The organism is Afipia sp. P52-10, assembly GCF_000516555.1.
Classification (GTDB): domain Bacteria; phylum Pseudomonadota; class Alphaproteobacteria; order Rhizobiales; family Xanthobacteraceae; genus P52-10.
In genome coordinates, this window is the sequence record NZ_AZSJ01000001.1 from 98,389 (window position 1) to 119,880 (window position 21,492).

At 63.1% G+C, this 21,492-nt stretch carries 17 protein-coding genes and 2 pseudogenes; 6 read left to right on the top strand and 13 right to left on the bottom strand.

Annotated elements, in window-relative coordinates; all coding sequences use genetic code 11:
• Positions 1-17: 17 nt before the first annotated feature.
• The 6 genes and pseudogenes from X566_RS00505 to X566_RS00530 form a co-directional block, all read right to left on the bottom strand.
• The gene (locus X566_RS00505) at positions 18-746 is read right to left on the bottom strand and encodes a LuxR family transcriptional regulator (RefSeq protein ID WP_034462738.1); all 729 of its coding nucleotides are present in this window, start codon (positions 744-746) and stop codon (positions 18-20) included.
• 205 nt (positions 747-951) lie between these two features.
• Positions 952-1,236 (bottom strand): copper-binding protein, encoded by a 285-nt coding sequence (locus X566_RS00510; RefSeq protein ID WP_034462688.1) that lies wholly within the window; start codon positions 1,234-1,236, stop codon positions 952-954.
• Positions 1,237-1,262: 26 nt separating this feature from the next.
• Positions 1,263-1,733, bottom strand: a complete 471-nt coding sequence (locus X566_RS00515) for a plastocyanin/azurin family copper-binding protein (RefSeq protein ID WP_034462689.1) — start codon at positions 1,731-1,733, stop codon at positions 1,263-1,265.
• Between the two features lie 12 nt (positions 1,734-1,745).
• A complete protein-coding gene (locus X566_RS00520; protein ID WP_034462690.1) occupies positions 1,746-3,140 on the bottom strand; it encodes a multicopper oxidase family protein in 1,395 nt (464 codons plus the stop codon).
• Between the two features lie 14 nt (positions 3,141-3,154).
• Positions 3,155-4,483, bottom strand: a complete 1,329-nt coding sequence (locus X566_RS00525) for a TolC family protein (protein WP_244434625.1) — start codon at positions 4,481-4,483, stop codon at positions 3,155-3,157.
• 1,101 nt (positions 4,484-5,584) lie between these two features.
• Positions 5,585-8,692, bottom strand: a pseudogene (locus X566_RS00530) (efflux RND transporter permease subunit); the annotation flags it as partial.
• Between the two features lie 206 nt (positions 8,693-8,898).
• On the opposite strand from X566_RS00530, the pseudogene X566_RS25235 reads away from it, so the two are divergent.
• Positions 8,899-9,210 (top strand): annotated as a pseudogene (locus X566_RS25235) (helix-turn-helix domain-containing protein); the annotation flags it as partial.
• The gene (locus X566_RS24210) at positions 9,105-9,842 is read left to right on the top strand and encodes an IS630 family transposase (RefSeq protein ID WP_244434630.1); all 738 of its coding nucleotides are present in this window, start codon (positions 9,105-9,107) and stop codon (positions 9,840-9,842) included. The pseudogene X566_RS25235 and the gene X566_RS24210, both read left to right, overlap by 106 nt.
• A gap of 106 nt (positions 9,843-9,948) precedes the next feature.
• Here X566_RS24210 and X566_RS00545 read toward each other — a convergent pair whose 3' ends face one another.
• From X566_RS00545 to X566_RS00565, 4 genes are all read right to left on the bottom strand, one after another.
• Positions 9,949-11,358 (bottom strand): efflux RND transporter periplasmic adaptor subunit, encoded by a 1,410-nt coding sequence (locus tag X566_RS00545; protein ID WP_034462693.1) that lies wholly within the window; start codon positions 11,356-11,358, stop codon positions 9,949-9,951.
• Positions 11,355-11,759 carry a FixH family protein gene (locus tag X566_RS00550; protein WP_034462694.1) on the bottom strand — a complete coding sequence of 135 codons (405 nt, stop codon included), beginning with the start codon at positions 11,757-11,759 and terminating at the stop codon, positions 11,355-11,357. The genes X566_RS00545 and X566_RS00550 overlap by 4 nt, the downstream gene beginning before the upstream one ends.
• A 677-nt stretch (positions 11,760-12,436) precedes the next feature.
• Positions 12,437-14,755 (bottom strand): relaxase/mobilization nuclease domain-containing protein, encoded by a 2,319-nt coding sequence (locus tag X566_RS00560; protein ID WP_034462696.1) that lies wholly within the window; start codon positions 14,753-14,755, stop codon positions 12,437-12,439.
• Positions 14,755-15,180, bottom strand: a complete 426-nt coding sequence (locus X566_RS00565) for a hypothetical protein (RefSeq protein WP_034462697.1) — start codon at positions 15,178-15,180, stop codon at positions 14,755-14,757. Before X566_RS00565 ends, X566_RS00560 begins: the two co-directional genes overlap by 1 nt.
• Before the next feature lie 489 nt (positions 15,181-15,669).
• Between X566_RS00565 and X566_RS00570 the strand changes: the two genes are divergently transcribed.
• Both X566_RS00570 and X566_RS00575 read left to right on the top strand, forming a co-directional pair.
• On the top strand, positions 15,670-16,368 hold the full coding sequence (locus tag X566_RS00570) for a ParA family protein (RefSeq protein WP_034462741.1): 699 nt from the start codon (positions 15,670-15,672) through the stop codon (positions 16,366-16,368).
• The gene (locus tag X566_RS00575; protein ID WP_034462698.1) at positions 16,365-16,793 is read left to right on the top strand and encodes a hypothetical protein; all 429 of its coding nucleotides are present in this window, start codon (positions 16,365-16,367) and stop codon (positions 16,791-16,793) included. Before X566_RS00570 ends, X566_RS00575 begins: the two co-directional genes overlap by 4 nt.
• A 41-nt stretch (positions 16,794-16,834) precedes the next feature.
• Here X566_RS00575 and repC (X566_RS00580) read toward each other — a convergent pair whose 3' ends face one another.
• Positions 16,835-18,046 (bottom strand): plasmid replication protein RepC, encoded by a 1,212-nt coding sequence (gene repC / locus X566_RS00580; protein ID WP_051443753.1) that lies wholly within the window; start codon positions 18,044-18,046, stop codon positions 16,835-16,837.
• Between the two features lie 313 nt (positions 18,047-18,359).
• On the opposite strand from repC (X566_RS00580), the gene X566_RS00585 reads away from it, so the two are divergent.
• Both X566_RS00585 and X566_RS00590 read left to right on the top strand, forming a co-directional pair.
• Positions 18,360-18,653 carry a helix-turn-helix domain-containing protein gene (locus tag X566_RS00585; protein ID WP_034462699.1) on the top strand — a complete coding sequence of 98 codons (294 nt, stop codon included), beginning with the start codon at positions 18,360-18,362 and terminating at the stop codon, positions 18,651-18,653.
• Between the two features lie 111 nt (positions 18,654-18,764).
• The gene (locus tag X566_RS00590; RefSeq protein ID WP_034462743.1) at positions 18,765-19,136 is read left to right on the top strand and encodes a transcriptional regulator; all 372 of its coding nucleotides are present in this window, start codon (positions 18,765-18,767) and stop codon (positions 19,134-19,136) included.
• A 49-nt stretch (positions 19,137-19,185) separates the two neighbouring features.
• Here X566_RS00590 and X566_RS00595 read toward each other — a convergent pair whose 3' ends face one another.
• The gene (locus X566_RS00595; RefSeq protein WP_034462700.1) at positions 19,186-19,518 is read right to left on the bottom strand and encodes a single-stranded DNA-binding protein; all 333 of its coding nucleotides are present in this window, start codon (positions 19,516-19,518) and stop codon (positions 19,186-19,188) included.
• A gap of 615 nt (positions 19,519-20,133) precedes the next feature.
• On the bottom strand, positions 20,134-21,366 hold the full coding sequence (repC, locus tag X566_RS00600; RefSeq protein WP_034462701.1) for a plasmid replication protein RepC: 1,233 nt from the start codon (positions 21,364-21,366) through the stop codon (positions 20,134-20,136).
• Positions 21,367-21,492 lie beyond the last annotated feature (126 nt).

Genomic DNA, 21,492 nt, shown 5'->3' on the forward strand with positions numbered 1-21,492 from the left:
GCTAGCGTGGCCCCATGCTACCCGAGGAGCTTGATACGCAGAGCCGTGGCTATGGCATGCGCCTTGTTGACGGCTCCGAGCTTCTGGCGCGCGGATGCGACGTGTTTCAATACGGTCGATCGGGAGATTCCCAAGATCATTGAGATTTCCCAGTCGGTCTTTCCCTCACCAGCCCACAGCAGGCAGTCGTATTCGCGGGGAGTGAGAGCCTGCGTAAGGCGTTTGCGGGTAGCTTTCCGATGAAGATGACTTCCGACTGCGTAGCTCGCTGCAAAATGCAGTGAGGCCAATTCCGCCACGTCGGTGACGGTAGTCGGACCGCCGAACGAGACTGCTGCCAGGCTCCCTTCGAGGGTATAGATCGGAACAACGTAGCCGTCTTTCAGCCCAAACTCCGAGGCTTCGCCGCCAATAAGGTAGACGTCATCGGGTTGAGGTGACGCCACGTAGGCCTCTTTCCAGGTGAAGGGCGTGCGTTGGTGAAGCAAATGTGTGACCACCGGATCGCGGAATACGTAGCCACTGGCGTTGTACCGCGCTGCCCATTGGTTCGGAAGCGCCTGAAATATGATGCGGGACGGTAGCTCGGCCAGCGGTATCGGCCTCAAAGGAACGATCCCGCCGAAGATGGACGTGAAGCCCAATCCTGCGGCGAACGCTAGCAGGCAGCGTTCCGCCTCTTCTGTGGATTGAGCTTTTTCAATGGCGTCGATGAAGCACAAGGTTCTTTCAAAGCGGTCGCTCATTCGGGCCTCGCCCATTTAAGAAAGGGATCCCTATTGGTTGGGAACTCTCCTTGATTCTGGTGTTTGAACTCAGTGCCGTGACGATGGCGTAAGCATCGCTTGCGTTGCCGATGACATAACCCGCAGTTCGCGACACTTCCTGTAGTTTTCCTACGTCGCTAGCAATGCAGGGAGACACGACTGTGCCCCCCTGCGTCAAACGGCGCTATTTCGCCTTTTCGATCTTCGTCACCGTGAGCCGACCGTTGACACGGTCCGCTTCAAACTTAACCTTGTCGCCGACTTTAATTGTCTTAAGCATCGCCGGATCTGCAACGTTGAAGACCATGGTCATGCCGTCCATATCGAGGTTCTTGATCGGACCGTGCTTCAGCGTCAGCTTATTTTGCGGAGCGTCGATCTTGGTGACTTGACCGTCGGTGGGCACAGCTTGCGCGTAAACCGCAGTCGAAAGGGATGCGGCCGCAAGGCCGAGTAAGAGTTTGCGCATGAGATTATCTCCTGTTTTTGGTTCGCTTAATTGACGATGATCGTCCCGAACATCCCGGACTCCCGGTGGCCCGGGATCAGGCAGGAGAAGTCGAATTCTCCCGCCTTGGTAAACTTCCAAAGGATCTCCCCGGTCTTCTTGGGGGCGAGTCTTTTCGCGTTCGGATCGTCATGCTCCATATCGGGATTTTTCTGCATCTCGATCCCGTGCTTGAGATTCTCCTCAAGGGTGCCGATTACGAGCTCGTGATCTGTCTCACCGTTGTTACGGAGCTGGAATTTGACCTGCTCCCCCCGCCGAATATTAATTCGGTTTGGTATGAACTCCATCTTTCCGTCAGACTCCCGCATGGTGACTTGAACGATGCGGGCGGACTGTTTCGGGTTTCCGGGCTCGCCATAGGCGCGATCGTCGCCATGAGAATGGCCTGGGTCCGCGAATGCGCTTGTCGAGAGAAACAGCGCTGCAAACCCTGCAATGATTATCTGGGTCTTCATGAAAGCTCCTACTCAGTGGTTGCCGTGGGACGATTTTCTGCCGGGCTTTACGACGTTGAACGCGGCAGCTTTACTTTCGGGCGTCGACGCGGGGGCGCGCTCCGCCTTCTTCGGTTCGCCCTTCCACTCGAAGGACACCGTTCCTTCCGGGTGCTTGAACCATCCCGGATCCTTGTAGTCATGGGCGGCGAGGCCCTCGCGCACCTTCACGACGGAGAACATGCCCCCCATCTCGATAGAGCCAAACTGACCCCATCCGGTCATCATCGGCAGGGTGTTGTCAGGAAGCGGCATTTCCATTTCGCCCATGTCGGCCATGCCCGCTGTGCCCATAGGCATGTAATCCGGAACGAGTTTTCTGACCTTCTTGGCAATCTCGCGCTTATCCACGCCAATGAAGGTGCTGAGTTCGTGCCCCATCGCGTTCATCGTGTGATGGGATTTGTGGCAGTGGATTGCCCAATCGCCAGGTTTATCCGCCACGAAGTCAAAGGCGCGCATTTGACCGACTGCGCAATCGACGGTGACCTCGGGCCACGCGGCCGCCTCCGGGACCCAACCACCGTCGGTGCAGGACACCTTGAAATCGTAGCCGTGCATGTGAATGGGATGATTGGTCATGGTGAGATTGCCAAAGCGGATCCGCACCTTGTCTCCCTTGCCGGCCACAATGTGATCGATGCCTGGGAACACACGGGTGTTCCAGGTCCACATGTTGAAGTCAGTCATCTCGGCGACGCGCGGCACGTAGGTGCCGGGCTCGATATCGTAAGACGCCATGAGAAAGACGAAGTCCCGATCCACCCGGCGAAACGCTGGGTCCCTCGGATGCACGACAAAGAACCCCATCATCCCCATGGCCATCTGGACCATCTCGTCGGAATGCGGGTGGTACATGAACGTACCGCTCTTCTGCAGCTGAAACTCGTAGACGAATGTCTTCCCGACGGGAATGTGGGGCTGCACAAGACCGCCGACGCCGTCCATTCCATTGGGCAACAGCTGGCCATGCCAATGGATCGTGGTGTGCTCCGGCAGCTTGTTGGTGACAAAGATCCGGACCTTGTCGCCCTCGACCGCTTCGATAGTCGGGCCGGGGGATTGGCCGTTGTAGCCCCAAAGGTGCCCAACCATGCCGGGCGAGAATTCACGCACGACCGGCTCTGCGACTAGATGGAATTCTTTCCAGTCGCCGTTCATGCGCCACGGCAGCGTCCAGCCGTTAAGCGTTACCACAGGATTGTAGTCCGGCCCCGTTTGCGGCACCAAGGGAGGCTGCATGAGAGGGCTCTTCATGGTCGGCGCCTCCGGCACCGAAGCGAAAGCCGTGCGGCCAGAGACCGCGCCCGCGCTGACGAGCGTGATGCCGCCAGCGGCGCTTAAGAAATTTCGACGTGAAACAGTCATTTTTTGGGCTCCGATTATTGTCCGTCGGCGACACGAGTCGCCGCGCCTGGCCCCGAACCGCCACCTTGAATGGCTGCATCGAAATCGACCCGGGCCGTGAAATAGTCTCGCTGTGCATCAATAGCCGCGACGTTGCTGTCGATACCTTCGCGGAAGGTTGTGAGCAGCACGAAGAGATCGATGAGCATGCCATTGTATTCGAGCAATGACTGTTCGTTCACCGTGCGGCGCAACGGCACAATCTTATTGCGATATGCGAGCGCAATCTCGTAGGCAGCACGATAGGTTAGATATGCGCCCCGCGCTTCCGAGCGAATGTTGACCGCCTGCTCCGCGAAGCGATTGACTGCCATCGAATAGGTTTCGACCGCACGGCGCCGCGTGGTCTCACCGAAATCGAAGACCGGGATCTCGATTGCGAGATCGAGCGAGTGGCCTGCGGCTCTCGACTTTTCGACAATGCCATCGACCTTGCTGCGCTCGAACTGCGAGATCCCGGCCAGTTCGAAGGCCGAGATGTAGCGTGTCGCCTGTTCCAGGCGCAGAGACGTGGCGAGAGCATCGAGATCCAGTCGAGATGCGATGAGGTCGACGCGCTTGCGGATCGCCTGGACCTCGACGGCCTGTTGAGTGGGCAAGCGCTGTGGCAGACGCGGCAAGTCGCTCGGAAGCTTATAACTGAGGTCGCTGCCCCAGATCCCCAGGCTACGCGTCAGCGCCTCGCGGGTCGTTCCTACCTCGAGCCGAGCTGCTGCCAGTTCGTTAGCAACCTCCGCATAGAATGCGGCCGCGCGCGCCTGATCGAGCTTTTTCGCCGCTCCCGTTTCGCCAAGGCGGCGCGTGAGATCGGCGGCAGCATCAGCGCTTGTACGCGCCTGGTCCAGGAAGTTTGCCTTCTGACGCGCGGCAACAGCGGCGTAGTAGGCCTTACGAGCGTTTACCGCCGTTCTGAAGGTGCCATCGATTGCGCGGTACCTTGCAGCCTCGAACTGAAGCTCGCCGATGGCACGCCGGGTTGGCTGGGTCAGAAGAGACAGAAGGTTGGCAATAATGCGCCGTTCGACGTCGAGCGTGCCGTCGATGACTGAGCGGCCGACCGCGACAGTCGGATTGGGCGGCAAGCTCGCCTCAACGAACGCGACTTCCGAAAGACCGAGAGCGTTGTATTCCGCCTGCAATCCCCGATTGTTCAACAGTGCAATCTGCACGGCAGAATCGGGCGTTAGCGGCTTGGCAAGAAGTGCCTTGATGCGGGACTGCGCATAACTGGCCTCCGCCGGCGACGTGATCTTGATGGTGTCTTTGCCGATAGTGGCACCAACTTGCTGGGCCACGGGCTGCATTCCCCCATCAGGCGAAAACGTCGCACACCCGCCTAGGGCCAACGTAAACGAGCCCACGAGGGAAAGCTTCTTGGCAGACGAGCGTGCACGAAAGATTGCGAAGATTGCGTTGGCCGGGCTCATTTGTTGCCCCCCATGCGGGGAGCGACACGCTGGTTTTGCTCGATCCAGGATTTCGGCTCAACGGGCCGATAGTCGATGGTTCCCGCCGAAACGGGCACATACCGAGTAGGGGGCACTCGAGCGGCTGGATCAGCCGGATCGGCCCCCGCTTGAAGCACAGGGAATTCTGCGCAGCCGGAAAGGGCGACAGACGTCGCCACTACAACGATAAATCTCATTACGGTTATGGTCCTCGAAGATCAGCCAGGTCGACCGAGAGCGTTACGCATGCTCGGCGTGGGGACGGCATCCTTCGCAAGCGGCGGCGTACGCGGCTTCGAAGGTCGTCGGCTGATATCCGGGAACGGGACGTTAAGACGGACAATGTCCGTCAAAGGTTCAGATCGCCAAATCTCCTACCGACGACTTATGCGCCGACGGCTCTCGGAGGACGATCGAGGCGACCGAGCTGCTGCTGCTTGAGGCCGTATTCTAAGGGGAAGGGCTTGATCATCCTCGCGAAAGCGACCACTGTGACCATGGATGTCGTTGTCGCAATGGCGGCGTGGCAAGCCATTGTGCCGCAGCAGGATTGAGCTGGGTCCTTCGACTGATGCCCACCCTCACAAGTCGATGTGGAGGCGCTAGAGCAATCCACCACCGCTTGGTAACGCATCTTAGATTCGTGGGAAGAATGCTGGCCCGCAGCATGCTCCGCCGTGGTAGATGAATGCGAATGCGCATTGAGCGGAGAATGAGCCATCGCGGACGTAGTGATTGCCCACGTCGCGTTCGTCATCAAGACGGCGAGCGTCGCGAGAAGAATCACAAAGGAGCGGAATCGTCTGAGCATGGCCGGTCCGAGCATACAGTCGGGAGCCCCCTTGGCAAGAGGCTATGTGGGAAAAGAACGTGGCATGAACATTCGACACGTAGCAGCACTGCTTCGACCCCGCCTGGCTAGCGCAACCCGCCTGTCGCATAACCTTAATTATGGAACTAATTTGTTGATATTGCTGAGCTTTTTTCGACATTGGTCGGATCCAGGTTCCGATGGCCGGTTCTGTGCTCATGCGGCGGCTCGCTGGTTCGCGGCAACCGCCAGCATTTCACCAGTGCGTAGACAGCGGGGATCACAACCAGCGTCAGGACGGTCGAGGAGACCATGCCGCCGATCATCGGCACAGCAATGCGCTGCATCACCTCCGAGCCGGTGCCGTTGCTCCACAAGATCGGGACGAGGCCAGCCGTAATCGCGATCACCGTCATCATCTTCGGCCGTACCCGCTCCACGGCACCCAGCATTATCGCCTCGTAGACGTCATCGCGGGTAAAGGGCCGTCCCTCTGCGTCCCGAGTCGCCCGCAGGTCCGCCATGGCCTGCTCCAGATAAATCAGCATTATGACGCCAGTCTCGGCGGCAACGCCGGCAAGCGCGATAAAGCCGACCGCCACCGCCACCGACATATTGAACCCGAGCCACCACATCAACCAGATGCCACCGACGAGCGCGAACGGCAGCGACAGCATGACGATGACCGTTTCCGTCAGCGCCCGGAAGTTGAGATAGAGCAACAGGAATATGACGAGCAGCGTGAGTGGGACGACAATCTTCAATCGTGCTTCGGCGCGTTGCAGATATTCAAACTGGCCGCTCCACGAAAGGTAGGTGCCGGCAGGGAGTCTGATCTCTTTCGAGACCGCCTGCTGTGCCTCGGCGACATAGCCGCCAAGATCGCGGCCGACGATGTCGACGAAGACGTAGACTGCAAGTTGGCCGTTCTCGGTATGGATCGACGTCGCGCCGCGGGTGAGCTTGACCTTGGCGATCTCGCCGAGGGGCACCATTCCGCCGGTTGGCAACGACACCTGCACATCGCGCGCGATAGACTGGGGGTCGCTCCTGAAATCCCGTGGATAGCGGATGGTAACGGCATAGCGCTCGCGCCCCTCGACGGTGGTCGTCACCGTCTCGGCGCCCAACGCACTCGCGATCACGCTCTGGATGTCCCCGATCGACAAGCCATAACGGCCGAGCGCGTCACGATCTGGCACAATGTCGAGATAATAGCCGCCGATCACCCGCTCGGCATAGGCGCTCGATGTGCCTGATACACTGCGCAGCACCCGCTCGACTTCGCGAGCGCTCTGCTCCATCTGACCGAGATCGGTGCCAAAGACCTTCACACCGACGGGCGTGCGGATGCCGGTGGCAAGCATGTCAATGCGGGCACGGATCGGCATAGTCCAGGCATTGGAGACCCCCGGGAACTGCAATGCCTTGTCCATCTCGGCCCTCAGGCTGTCGATGGTAACGCCCGGGCGCCAGTCGCTCTTCGGCTTCAGATTGATGATGGTCTCGAACATCTCGGTCGGCGCCGGATCGGTCGCTGTGAGGGCACGTCCCGCCTTGCCATAGACGGAAGCCACCTCCGGGAAGCTCTTGATGATGCGGTCCTGCATCTGGAGCAGCTCGGCCGCCTTGGTCACGGAAATGCTGGGCAAGGTGGTTGGCATGTACATCAACGTGCCCTCGTCGAGATTCGGCATGAACTCTGAGCCGATCTGTCGCGCCGGCCACACTGTCACCCCGAGAGCAATGAGCGCGACGAAGAGGGTGAGCGTCTTGGCCCTCAAGACGCCACGAATGACTGGACGGTAGGCCCAAATCAAGAAGCGGTTGATCGGGTTCCGATGCTCCGGGATGATCCGGCCGCGCACGAAGACCACCATGAGCGCCGGCACCAACGTCACCGACAGCAACGCGGCGGCCGCCATTGAGAAGGTCTTGGTGAAGGCGAGCGGGCCGAACATCCGACCCTCCTGCGACTCCAGCGTAAAAATTGGCAGGAAAGAGACGGTAATGACGAGCAGGCTGAAGAAAAGCGCCGGGCCGACCTGACTGGCCGCCTCAATGAGGATCTCGGTGCGCGGCTTGGCCGGTGGCGCACGTTCCAAATGCTTGTGCGCGTTCTCGATCATTACGATGGCGGCGTCGATCATGGCGCCTACGGCGATCGCGATGCCGCCTAAGCTCATAATGTTCGAGCCGAGGCCTATCGACCTCATCCCCGCAAAGGCGATCAGGATACCGACCGGGAGCATCAGGATGGCGACGAGCGCGCTCCGCAGATGCAGCAGGAACACCACGCAGACTAGCGCAACGATCACGCTCTCCTCGATCAGCGTCCCTTTCAGCGTCTCGATCGCCCGGTCGATCAGTTCAGACCTATCGTAGACTGGGACAATCTCGGCGCCCTTGGGCAAGCTAGTCGCAATCTCAGCCAGCCGCACCTTGACGTTCTCGATCACCGTGAGCGCGTTGGCACCAAACCGTTGCAGCACGATTCCGCTTGCGACCTCACCGTCGCCGTTGAGTTCGGTGATGCCGCGGCGTTCGTCCGGCCCGATTTCGACACGCGCAACATCTTTGACCCGTAGCGACACGCCCCCGTCGGTCTTCAGCACAACGTTCTCAATGTCCGCGACACTTCGGATATAGCCGCGACCGCGCACCATGAACTCGAATTCGGATAGCTCGACGGTGCGGCCGCCAACATCGGCGTTGCTGGCCTTGACCGCCTCGCGCACTCGATTGAGCGAAATACCCAGTGCCCGCAGCCGGTTCGGATCAACCACGATCGAATATTGCTTCACGAACCCGCCAACACTGGCGACCTCCGCAACGCCCTCGGCCTTGGATGCGCCGAAGCGGATCACCCAATCCTGCAGCGAGCGCAACTCGGCAAGAGTCATTTCCTTGGCGACGACCGCGTATTGGTACACCCAGCCAACGCCAGTTGCATCCGGCCCCAAGGTCGGCGTGACCCCTGTCGGTAATCGCTGCCCGGCAGCGTTGAGATATTCGAGCACGCGCGAACGCGCCCAATAGGGATCGGTGCCGTCTTCGAAGATGACGTAGACGAACGAGACGCCGAAGAAGGAGAAACCGCGCACTACCTTCGATCTTGGTACCGTCAGCATCGAGGTGGTGAGCGGATAGGTGACTTGGTCTTCGACCACCTGCGGCGCCTGGCCCGGATAATCCGTATAGATGATCACCTGCACGTCGGAGAGGTCGGGTATAGCGTCGAGCGGGAGCGTCTTATACCACCGGCCTGCTGATGTGACTCGATGGGGGTTCTCGTGATGCATTTGGCGTGATTCAAGGTGCGTGGAGGACGCGCAGCATGCCGAAGGTCGTGGAGATCAAGCCGAGCCATACTGCTGCTGAGCTTCGCCGTCTTGCGGCTCGGGTGAAGGACGCGAGCCAAAGCCGTCGCCTATTGTCGATCGCGGCGGTCCTGGAGGGGATGAGCCGGGCGGACGCGGCGAAGATTGGCGGCATGGACCGCCAGACACTTCGCGACTGGGTGCATCGCTTCAACGCGCAAGGCCCGGCCGGCTTGAAGGACAACCGCCGCCCGGGAAACCCCCGTCGGCTGTCCCAGGCGCAACTCGAGGAGCTGTCGGAGATCGTCGAGACGGGACCCGACCGCGCGGTCGATGGCGTCGTTCGCTGGCGTCGCGTGGACCTTCAGCGCATCGTCGGCGAACGGTTCGGGATCGCGTATCACGAGCGCAGCATCGGCAAGCTGCTCAAGGCGCTCGGCTTCTCCCATATCAGCGCGCGGCCGCGTCATCCGATGCAGGATGGCCGGACCATCGAGGCGTTCAAAAAAACTTCGCCCGCACGCTCGATGCCCATGTCGGCCCGATAGCTCGTCGAAAGCCCATGGAGGTCTGGTTCCAGGACGAGGCGCGCATCGGCCAGAAGAACGGTCTGGTTCGTCAATGGGCTCGGCGCGGCACACGGCCGATCCAGCCCGCCGACCAGCGCTACGAGAGCGCCTATCTGTTCGGGGCGATCTGCCCGACGCGCGGCGTCGGTGCCGGCCTGGCCTTGCCCTTCGCCGATACCGAGGCGATGCAACTCCACATCGACGAGATTGCCCTCCACGTCGCCAGGGGCGCCCACGCCGTCCTGTTGCTCGACCGCGCCGGCTGGCACACGACCGACAAACTGCGCTGGCCGAAGAACATCACGCCGATCCTGCTGCCGTCGCGCTCCCCGGAACTCAATCCGGTCGAGCAGGTCTGGCAGTTCCTGCGCGCCAACTACCTGTCGAACCGCGTCTTCGACACCTACCAAGACATCATCGAAGCCGCCTGCGACGCATGGCGAAGGCTCATCGCCAATCCCGAAACCATCACATCAATCGGAATGCGCAATTGGGCTCATACCGGTCACACGTGAGGGCCGTTGGTATTAAGCGCGTAGAGCCCGGCGGCGACCGCGAAGATGGTGCCGACGAAGACGAGCACAAGATTGCGGGCCGACCAGTCGATGAAGCGAGAGATCATCATGGTTGTGGCTCCGGCGGAGTCNGGCCGCGGAGCGCCGCCTTCAGATTGCTCTCGGCGTCGATCAGGAAATTTGCAGCGACCACGACACGGTCGCCCTCCGCAATCCCTTCGCGAATTTCGGTGAAGCCCGCGCCCCGCGCGCCGATTTTCACGTTTCGCGGCTCGAACTGCCCTTCTCCACGATCAATGATAACGAACTGCCGCGTGCCGCTATCGATCACCGCACTCTCGGGGACCGCCAACACCGGCGCCGCATCGCCTGCGCCGATCTCCACTTCCGCATACATATTTGGGAGCAGAACATCCCCGGGATTGGCGATCTCGATCCGCACTCTCGTTGCCCTGGTCGCCTCACCGACCTGCGGATAAATCAGCGAAGCGCGTCCTTCGAAGGTGCGCCCCGGTAGGCTTCGGACGTGGATCGCCACGGGCGCACCGAGCCGAACGGCCTCAAGATCGAACTCCGGCACATCGGCCAGTACCCAGATGGTCGAAATGTCCGCGAGACGGAATAGCACGTCGCCCGGCGCTGCCTTCATGCCGTCGACGACATTGCGTTCGAGCACGACGCCATCGCGCGGCGCGCGCCACGTCATCGAGAGCGGCACCTTGCGTGTCCTCTCGATCTCCGCGATCGCCTCTGGCGGTACACCCAGATTTTCCAGGCGCTGTCGGGCACCGCCGGCAGCACTGTCGCGACCGCCGATATTAAGATCGCTGAGGAACTGGGCGCCGGCGGCGGCAATGTCTGGCGAATAGAGCCTGAGGAGTACCTGGCCTTTCTTCACGCGATCCCCGGTCGTGACGCTCGCGACCTCGTTGATGAAGGCATCGCTCCGGGTTGCGACCACGGAAATGCGCCGTTCGTCGAGCTGAACCATTCCAGGTACGCGCATTGATCTGCCCACAGGACGCCGCGTCGCCAACTCGGATCGCACACCAGTCCGCTGCAGCTTGCCAAGCGGCACCCGCACGACGGGGCTACCATCATCTTCCCCCTCGTAAACGGGGATGTAATCCATCCCCATCGAATCCTTTTTCGGCGTCGGCGAGGTGTCAGGCAGCCCCATCGGATTGCGGTAGTAGAGAATGCGCCGCGGGGTGGCATCGGCCGTCGCCGGCGGCCTTTCCTCGAAGCTCACATCCTCGCTGGCACGAACGGCGCGAAAAGCCCGGCCGTCTCGGGTCTGGCGCGGCGTCGTCGAATAAGCCGGCCTGCCGTCAGGATCCTGATAATAGATGATCGCCCCCGTGGCCTCGGGCTGAGCCGTTACAGGGGTTCCCTCGCGACCAAGCCATTCGCGGAGGCCGGCCACGGGTAAGCCCCGGACGCCAGCCCAATAACCTCCGATCCCCGCCGCCAGAACAGCGGCGAGGGCGAGGACCCGCAGAGAGATCCGTCTCACGGCGTCGCCTTCAGGACCAGCTTGCTTTCGAGCGTGCCGGTTTCACCTTGTATCTTCGCTCCGAGCGAAAGGCGCCATCCGCCGGCCATCACCAGGTTGGCCTTGAAACGATAGACTCCCGGCTCCGTCGAGGGGAGAACCTCGATCGGCGCTGTCATCGTTTCCATGCCGTCTGGCGCCATGTCGATCCGGGTTGCAAAGATGACGGCGTCGGCGACTGATGAACCGGTTCGCTTGTCGACGAGGCGGACATCGACGATGGCCGCGTTGCCCTGCTTGACGTCGGTCTGAAGGAGCTGGAATTCGTAGTCCGTGACCTCTGCTTGCGCCGTCGAGAGGCCTGCCACGCAGAGTGCGACTGCGAGCGCGCCCGAGGCGGCGCTCTTCTTAGAAGTGGTCATCGTTTGAAAGTCCTAGATGCATCGACGTACCGTGCACATGGCCCGGCATGGCGTGGCTTAGGGCCACGCGCTCTCGGCCGCCCGAGCCTTGCTAGGGCGACACGATCCGGCGCGCTAACGCCGCCGGCGATGTTCTAGATTCGCGGAGGTCGAGCTGGGGGTTCTATCACAAGCGCGTCGCCGAACACGGCGTTGGCCGGGAGGAGCGTATCTGTTTGATCCCAAAAGACGACGAGGCTCGAAAATGTCGACGACACCGAGGAGCACTTGGCCATGCAAAGCGCCATCAACGGGCACGATTTCGGGCAATCTGGCAGGTTTGGCTTCTCAACCGGACAACAGGACATGTCCTCCGCCATGTCGGACATCGACATGGCGGAGGCAGCCTGCACGACAGCACCGCTCGCCGATACAGCGAACGGTCCGGCAATGAGCCCCAAAACCGCTAGGATCGGGAGCAACCTGCGGAGCCAGATGCCAACCCTCATAGGCACTAGGATGCCACAGGCCTCACGTTAAGGGAAGATAGGGAATGATCGTCGTCCCTAACGCCACCTCAGCGCGACCGACGGTCCGCGTGCGACGACGCCATTGGCACCTGATTATCCACTCTAATTCCGCTTAGCGCCAAGAAGCCAGAATGCCGCCGCAAGAATATTCAAAAACAAGGCGTCTCTCTAGACTAGACGCTGACCTTTCGTTGATTGTGCCGTCGCCCGCTCGCTCGCTTCGATCTCCCGGATAACTTGTTCTTGCTCCGCGCGGAGCTTCGCAAGCGCATCCGTTTGCACAAGCGCCGCGGGAATCGGCTGACCGGGATGTTCCGCAATCGCTCGCGCAGCCTCGGCGGCGGCGGCAGCCTCCCGCGCCTCTCTTGNCGCGGCCTGCTGCGATCCGGCCACAATGCTTCGTTCGGCTCGCAGCTCACGCTGCGATGTCGCATCCAACGCAACACCGGCCTCTTGTCTCCGCTCGGCATTGACCGCGCGAGCAGCGATTTGTTCCGCGGATGCGGCCTCGCGTTCTTCCTTAAGGCGGATTTCTTGGGCTCGCTCGATAAGCCGGTCTGCATTCGTTCCCACGATGGACTCGACCTCGCCGCGACTGAGTCGTTCGACGCCGCGCTCCTGGACTCGTTGAAGGTCGATGCGGTTGGCCAGAGTTTCGAGATAGCGAGCAGACGTCTCGCGGAACTGCTGCTTGGTCTCTCCCACGAGAAGGTCGCTCGTTCGCGAGACCGCCTCGTTCATCACGCGAAGGTCCTTCGCCATCTGTTCAGATGAAATGGCCATGCCGCTATCTTCCTTTGTGATCTGCTCGACACGACGTCCGATTGCTTGAAGTATCCCCCCGATGGCCTGCGCCATCAACAGACGCTCGAGCATGTCCTTGGCGATCGGATTGGCCGGCTGTTCGGCCGCTACCGTTCGCCAGGCCAACACGCTTTCATTCACAACTTTGCGAGCCGGCGGCGACTTCGGCAAGCTGATCGGATTTGCACGCGCAGTCGCGATCCGCTGCCGGGCATTGTCGATCAACCGCCGGTTAGCCGGATCGGCGGCATAGGCGCGATCCCTTGCTTCGCGAGCGGTTCGCGGCCGCTCCGCCGTCTCGACTATGGCCTTGTCCTTCGGGCCGTAGCTCTGCGACGACGCGCGCTCCCGCGCCGAGGTTGCTACGATGCGCAGCCCCTCCGCCTGGGCGTGCTGGGCGTATGCCGTGCGCCATTCGCGGAACGTTTCGGGCCCCGGGTGCAGTTTCTGGCCGGACTCGCCTTTCGCGGCGATCACGGCGTGGACGTGGATGTGGCCGGCCGCCTCCTTATCGACGTGGATGCCGAACATGAATTTGTGGTCACCGAAGCGGTCCTGCAGGAAGGAGCGCGCGGCCCGTCTCAAGGCCTCGACATTGGTGCCCGCTTTCGCTGACAGCATGAGGTGCATCGTGTCGCGCACCGACTGCGAGCGAAGGGACGGCCCCCACTCGCGCGCCGCGACCCGTGTGTCGGCGACGTTGGCGATGGCCTTGCCCTTGTCGTCGACCACTGCGCCGTGCTCGACCAGCTTGTTGAGTCGATAGGTCACGCCGTTGCGGCCGTGGTTGGTCATTCCGGGCGACACGCCGATTGCCTGGGTACCAATCCCGGTCGCGGCATGGATGCGATCCGCGATCTTTCCCTCCGAGGCCATGTCGAAGCGCTTCCGCGTGAACTGCTTTTCGTGGTCTCCGACCCGCTCCTCGCGGACGCGGAACCGCTCCTTCGCCGGCCCTGCCAAGGCGATGACGAGGCGCGCCTCGAGGTCGCCGGATGACGTCGTGTCGAGCCGGTACGCGTAGCGGTGCCCGGCGAAGCCGGCAGCGATCGCCTTCTCGTAGGTTTCGCGGCCCTCTTCAGTATCCTTCACGCCGCGCAGCATCAGGCGGACTGCGGAGACGTCCTGGCTCTCGGCCCGCTTCGAGAAGTTGACCGACCACGCCTTGATCTCGTCGGCGACCGCCTCGCGGTCCGTCAACATGCGGCCGTCGTGGGTTTCGAGCGGCACGTCCTCGCGCTGCACGTACTGCCCCGTCTTGGTGGCCCGGACGGTCCCGTGCGCCCAGGACAGCACCTTGATGACCGCAGGCTGGTAGCCCGCGGCGAGCTGGCGCGCGCGGCCGACGGCGCCCGGCCCTGCCCCGCCCGCGCCGCCGGGGATCGGCGCCCGCGCGGCAGGACGAACCGGGGGCGGTCCACCGCCACCTCCCCCAGCCGACGACGGTGGCAACGACCGCGAGCGCTCTTCGTCGCGACCGCCGGTGATTGTATGCCCGCGGATGACCTGGTCTGCAGGTGGCACTTTGGGAAGCGGCGCAACCCGCGCCGCCCGCCGTCTCGGCTCGTCGTCAAGGCCGCCAAAGGCTCGGGGTCGGCGCCGTGACTCGGCGGCCGCGGTGACAGCTGTCCGTGCGGCCTCGACCTGCGCGACCCACCAGGCGATCTGGGCTGCGCGGTTCATCACGCCTCCTCGGTCGGGATCTCGGATGGCAGCGGAAGCCCGGCCTGCCGGCGCAGTTTCGAACCGTAGGCCACGGTCATCTCGGTCAATTCGTCGTTGATGGCGGCAACCACCTCGTGCAGGCCGCGCCACACCGGCTCGGTGTCCTCGATGCGCACCGCTTGGCCGCGGTGGATGGCGCGCAGGACCTGCGAGAGGTTGCGGCCGACCATCCGGACCTGCTGGGCGAGCTCGACGACGGCGCGTGTATTCTCCGCCGACAGTGCTGGCCCCGCCTGCACTGACGCGCGGATCAGGCGCCGCACCACCTCGGCCTTCGGCACGCCGAACAGCACAACGGCCGCCTGAAGCCGCGCCTCGTCGGCATCCGACAACTCGGTCCGGAGCCTCGGCTTGCGTCGCGGTTCTCTCGCGGAGCGAACCATCGGCGCTCCCTTCCTTCCCGTTCGCGCGGCTCTGCCGCTATTGCGCGTCAGCGCTGTCCGACTGCGTTCAGCAGTCGTCCCCGGGTTTGGCCCACAAACCGGTATCTTGTCAACTAACATCTAATAAATCGACTGTCAGACCTCTCCCAAAGAAGGGCGTTCACGACCAGGGAAGCCAGCCCATCTCCCGACACGGATCTTCCGGATAATCTCACCGCAAGTCAGCAATGACGAAGTCCACTAATGCGGCAATACCTCAATGAACGACGCCGCCAATACCGGAATGCCATAAAAGCGTGCTGTTGTATCCGCGCATTGCCGCCTTCACACATTGCCGAAATACCGCAATGACGCATTGCCCGAGCACCGCAACGCGTGACCACCGCAACACCGCAGTCACGCACTTCCGGAGTGACGAACTGCGGTATTGCCGAATATCTATTATATCGTATGTTAGATGAGCGATTCCACGAGAAGCAGGAGGTGGGCGTGCCAAGCGTTTTCGCAGTGGCTAACCCAAAGGGCGGCAGTGGTAAGACCACGGTCGCGATCATTCTCGCCGGCGAGTTCGCCAAACACGGCTACTCCGCCGCGATCGTCGACGCCGACCCGCAGGGGTCCTCCTACCAGTGGCACGCGTCGTCCGTCGCGCGCGGGCTGAGCCCTCAGGGCGTCGACCTCGTCCGCGCACCTGACGAGGCGGCGTTGGCCCAGGCTGTCGAGCGGCTCGCCGGCTACGACGTCGTCGTCATCGACACGCCCGGTTACTATGGCGAGGTCCTAGTCCAGGCGGCGTTGCGCGCCGACCTCGTCGTGCTGCCCTGCAAGGTCCACACTTTCGACGCGTCTCAGGTCGTACGGACGATCCGCAACCTCGAGCAGCACGCCGCCACCGCGCAGCTGCCGATGAGTCAGCACCGCGTGCTGTTCAACGAGTACGACAGCCTCGACCGCAACACGCGCCCCCTGCGCGAGGTCGTCGGCTACTTCGATTCCGAGCATGTCCCGGTGTGCGCGACGGCGCTCTACCGTCGCGTGACCTTCCGCACGATGACCAGCGGCTTCGGCACGCTCTACCAGATGAGCGACAAGGACGAGTCCGTGCGCAAGGCGCGCTACAACGCCGACCAGGTCGTGCGCGAGCTGCTCGCCGCGAGCCAAGGCTCCGCGGATGACACCGCAGCATGAGCGACGGCGCGCCGAGTGAGAAGCCGGATCGGCCTCCCCTGCCCCGCGACGCGTTCCGCGCGCAACGCGTTGGCACGCCGCCAGGACAGAGGCCCCCGCTACAGCCCGTCGTCGTCACCCCGGCCTATCATGACCCGGTCACGCCGGCGCCGCCTGCGCAAAGGAGGTTGTCGTCGGAGACGGGCGAGCCCGACCAGCCGAAGAAAGCGCCACGGTCGCCGCGCGACCGCAATCGCAATCCGTTCGAGGCCTATGGCGAGCGCGCGTCGTCGCGGCCCTACGCGCTACGCCTGCCCGACGCCATTGACCTCGCGCTTCGCCAGCTCGCCGCCGAGGAGCGCACGCAGCCTTTGCGCATTGTCGACCGCGCAATCCACGACCTCTTGAAACGGCTCGGACGTTTGCCGCCCGTCGACGGGCAATAGCCGTCGGCGAGGAAAAGCGACCGCGCAGTGATGACCGGTCTCTATGCACCTTCGTCCGGGAAGGAAGGGGTGGGTGGGGTGCGCGCAGCCTCGGACTTTTGGCGCTGCGTGGCGCCGAGCGCCATCAGCATGGGCCACACGGAGAACTGGCCGGCCGAGGCACGTCGCGCCAACGTCCTCAGGTAGCCGCCGGGGTTCCTGATTGCGCTGCCGCGTTGCAGGATAAGGGCGAGCGTGACGCTCGCCAAGCCAGGCCCCATTGCAACGCAGGTTTCCTCCCAAGCGCTCGGGCTGACGCCGAGCAACGGGCGCACGATCGCCGCGGTGTCGGTGACGTCGCGCGCCGTGCGCAGACCCTCGCGCGCGTAGTCGACGAAGTCGGGGCACCTCTCGGCGACCAGCCGCACCGGGACGGGGAGCGCAGCGTCGCCCTTCGGTTCGGCTTGACGGGGCTCGCCGGCGCCGTAGCTGCCTTCGGATGCCGGACATTCCGTTTCGCCGGTCGCGTCGCGAGGGGGCGCGTCCTCGATCTGATTCTCCAGAATGTGGAGGATCCGTTTCGATAGCTCGGCCAACGCGGCAGCGAGCGGCTCCAGCGTCTCTCTGCGCGCGGCCCGCGGCCGGCTGTCGAGCAGTTCCCTGTACTCGCGGTGAAGCGCCGGAAGGCCGGCGTCGACGTGCTGCTCGACGCCGAACGACAGCATCTTCGCGATGTCGCGGCGGGCAAGCGTAATCTGCTCGCGGAGCGCGTCCACTGCCCGGCGCTCTTCAATGGTACGGGCGGCTCGGCCAGCCAGCTCGTCCGCGCTCGCCACGAGCGGGCTGAGGTCGAACCCGAAAGTCTGCTCGATGCCGCCGCCCGGCGCGCGCCTCACGTAGCGCTTTCCGTTGGGGCTGTCGCGGCGAAGGATGAGCCCGGCGTCGACCAGGGCAGCAATGTGTCTGCGAAGTGTCGAGGCGGGAATGCCGTGCGCCCGCACCGAGAGCTCCCGGTTCGAGGGGAAAACCACAAGGTCGTCCGACCCGAGCGTGAGAACCGTGTCCGGGTGGAAGCTCAGCAGTGCATTCAGCACCGTGAGCGATCGGTCGGAGAGCCGGAGCTCCGCCCTCGCCTCGCAGACGTGGCGGAACATCCTCCACTTGTGTGCAGCCTTGCCGGCGCACAGCGTGACGTTTCGCTGCGCGCGCAGCGCAGTCGCGGACAACGGCCGCGGCCCGAAGGGGGCGGTTGGATTGAGGCCAGGCATCTGCATTCGCGTCCTCTCTTCGCGAGAGCGCGTGGCAAACAAAGACCGTGGCGTGAAAACGCGCGAGTCTCTTGAACTGTCGGGTGGCGCGGGCTAGGATGCTGTAGCGTTTACGAGGCACCGCTGGCGATTGGCGTCGCCAGCCCGCTGACCCTCTTGGGAGACCCGGCTCTGCCGGGTTTTTCTTTGTCCGAGCGCGCTCCTGTTGGTTGAATCGAATCCGTCTATTATATTGAATGTTAGACGGCAGTCCAACGTGTGGGTTATACGCCCGCACCGCAGTGACGACGTCGCATCAGCGAGGGACGCGAGCGACTCGATGAACACGAAGGTATCCGGCCGGAAGGCCGCTCACGCGGCTCACGGCAACACGCTGCTTATTGCGTTCCAGGACGCTCTCGAGTGCCTGCGCAAGGAGATGGGCCTCACCCGTTGCGCCTTCGCGGAACGCCTCGGGATTCCAAGGTCGAGCTACTTCCACCTGATGACCGATGCAGCGAACCCAAGTCTCGACTACATCGAGCTCATAGCCGAGCGCGCCGGCGTCGAGCCGATTTCGTTCCTGGGTAAGGCCGGCCAGAGCGCGCGCCGATTCGGTGTCGGCGCGCGCTAAGTCGAGTCGCCTCAACAAGAAATTCGCTTGGTCAATGTCCAATATTCTAGACTTTGACACAGAGGTGTGGTGATGCTGGAGCGTGCCCAACGCGTAGCAGAGCCGGCCGAGATGTCGCCCGTCCGAAAGCCTCAGTCTCTCGATCACTCGGTTCTGAACGAGATGCTGGCGATTCGGATGCAGCAGCTCGAGATCGAAAATGGCGGCGCGGAGGCATTCCTGGCCAAGACGGGGCTCGCGCGCCACACCTATTACACGATGGTCCGCGGCATCGGTAATCCGACGATCCGCACGATCGAGCGCATCGCGACGAGCCTGAACATGAGCGTGTTCGAGCTCTTGGGCTTCGACGTCGCCGACGCGCGGCGCGCCCTAGAGAAGAGCGGCGTGAACTACGATGAGCTGATGTCGGCGATCACCAAGAAGAATCGCGCCGATCGCGCGCTGGCGCGTCAGACGCGATCACGAAAACTGCCGTCCTGATACTCAAGGTGGAAGGGACCGGGGAGGCTCGCGCCTCCCCGTCTCTGGCTTAGGTGGCGGGCCGCTCGGCGGCTTGGGCGAGCTTGCCGAACTCGAGGCCGATCAGGTCGACGGTGTAGATCCGTTGGCCGTCGCGCTCGTAGCTATTCTGCCGAACCCGGCCGCGCACGTGCACCAGGTCGCCCTTGCTGACGTGCTCGTTCACGTAGTCCTGGATCGACTTGGTGAAGATCGTCACCTCGTTCCAGTGCTGGTCGTCCTTCCACTCGCCGCCCTTGTCCTTGAAGGGATAGTTGGCGCAGACGGTGACGCGGACCGTCTTGCCGACCTGCTTGATGGTCCCGACGCGGCCGATGAGGGTGAATTCGGCGATGTTGCGCATAGTCTCTCTCCATCTTTTGGGGCTGCGCCCCGTTGCGATGGCGATCCGTGATGGCCGGGAAGACGGCACAGAGCCGAAGCCCGCGAGACGCGGGCGAAGGGCGAGCGCAGCGCTGCGTCCCGTCAGCCCGTCAATTTTGGCGCCGCAGGCGTGTGCGCGAGGAATGCCGACGGGACCCGCAAGCGGGTGGCGGCAGGGGAAAATTCTCGGGCGAGGGGACCGACGTGCCGGCGACGGCCATAGGAATCCAGCCATGAAACCGGGAGCGCTGCCCGACGGGGAGAAGCGAGCAATCGTCGCCGTACCACCATTGCCCCGCGCCGGGCCAAAGTTCGGCAGCAAGAACCCGCGTAGTCGATGCCAATCCATCGAGGACGTTGCACCAGCGAGAAGACGCCGCGCTGGATTTCGGGGCGATCCAAGCAGTCGACGGCACACGGAACGCACCGAGCAACAATGAGCGACCGCCGCGTGCCTGGCCGAACGGCAGAACAGCAGCGCAAACAGCCCGGGCACAACCCGAAGCCAGTCCGCGAAATTCCGGCCACGCCGTCGCGAACGTCGAACCGACCCGCCAGCATCGGGCGCGCCCCTCCCCTCGAGACCGCCACGCCGTCACGCCGATCGTTTGGTGCGCAGTTGCGCGTTGATCTGCGACATCAGGATCGGCCCGAGCGAGAACTCCCCGGCCCGCGCCTTCTCGGTCAGGCCACGCAAATAGCCGCCGGCCGATCGAATGGCCGCGCCGCGCTGCAGGATGCACGCCACAACCACGGCCGCCTGCATTTCGCCCATCACGGCTTGCGCCTCCTCCCAGGCGCTGGGGCTGATCCCGAGCATCGACCGGACCACCGCCGCCGTCGCCAGGAGGTCCCGCCAGTTCGAAATCCCGCCTCTGCCGTAGTCGGCGATGTCGGGGCAAGCCTTCATCACCAACCCAAGCGGATAGGCCGTCTCGGCAACCCTCGGCGTTTCAGGTTCTGGCACCGTCCTCGCAGCCCGGCTTCCTCGAAAGCCAGGTTCAAGATCAATTAAGGGGTCTGGATTTGAATTCTGTATATGGCGCTCACTTCGGGACTCATTGGCGCTCATATCTTGTGTTTTGACGTGGCTTTCCAGCAAGTTGAGGACATCGTCCGCGAGTTGCGAGAGCTCCTCGGCCGCCGCCTCGAGCTGGATGCGGGTCGCTGTGCGCGGAATCCCCTGGACGATCGAGCGAAAGTCGGCGTGGACGTCTGCCCAGTCCACAGGCCCCTGCCCTCCCCTGCGCGTCGAGACGCCCTCCTCGATGGCCGTCGCGATCATCTTGGCGATGTCGCGCCGGCACAGTGTGATGCGCTCGCGTGCGAGCTTGATGGCACGGGCTTCAGCCTCCACGGCCGCCGCCAGGTTCTCGAACTCCTCTGAGCGGACCACGAGCGGCGAAAGGTCGAAGCCGAACGCTAGCTCGATCTCGCCCGATGCGCCCTTGCGCGCGTAGCGCTTGCCGTTGGGACTGTCGCGGCGGACGATCAGTCCAGCGTCGACCAGGACGGCGAGATGGCGTCGCAGCGTAGACGCCGGCATGCCGTGCGCGCGAAGCGACAGGTGTTGGTTCGACGGGAAGACGACGAGGTCGTCCTCGCCCGTCAACGCGGTCTCGGGGTGGAACGTGAGAAGCGCATTCAGCACCGAAAGCGCGCGCTCCGTCACGCCGAGGCTCGGCCGCGCCCGGCAGATCGCCTGGAATATCTTCCACTTGTGTACGACCTTCTCGGGCGAACGCGACGATGCGGCGATCTGCGTTGCCACGTGGGCGAGCGTCAGCGATCGCCGCCCAAAGGGCGTCGTTGGGGTATGTGGTTCCATGTCTTGCCCTCATGCGGGCAAAGGAAATCTGCTCGCCGAAACGGCGCCGTCTCTCACGAGAGACTTGACTGCGATTCGCGGAAGTGATTCTCTATCAGTCGCCAAACTAAGACAGAGGCTTCCGGG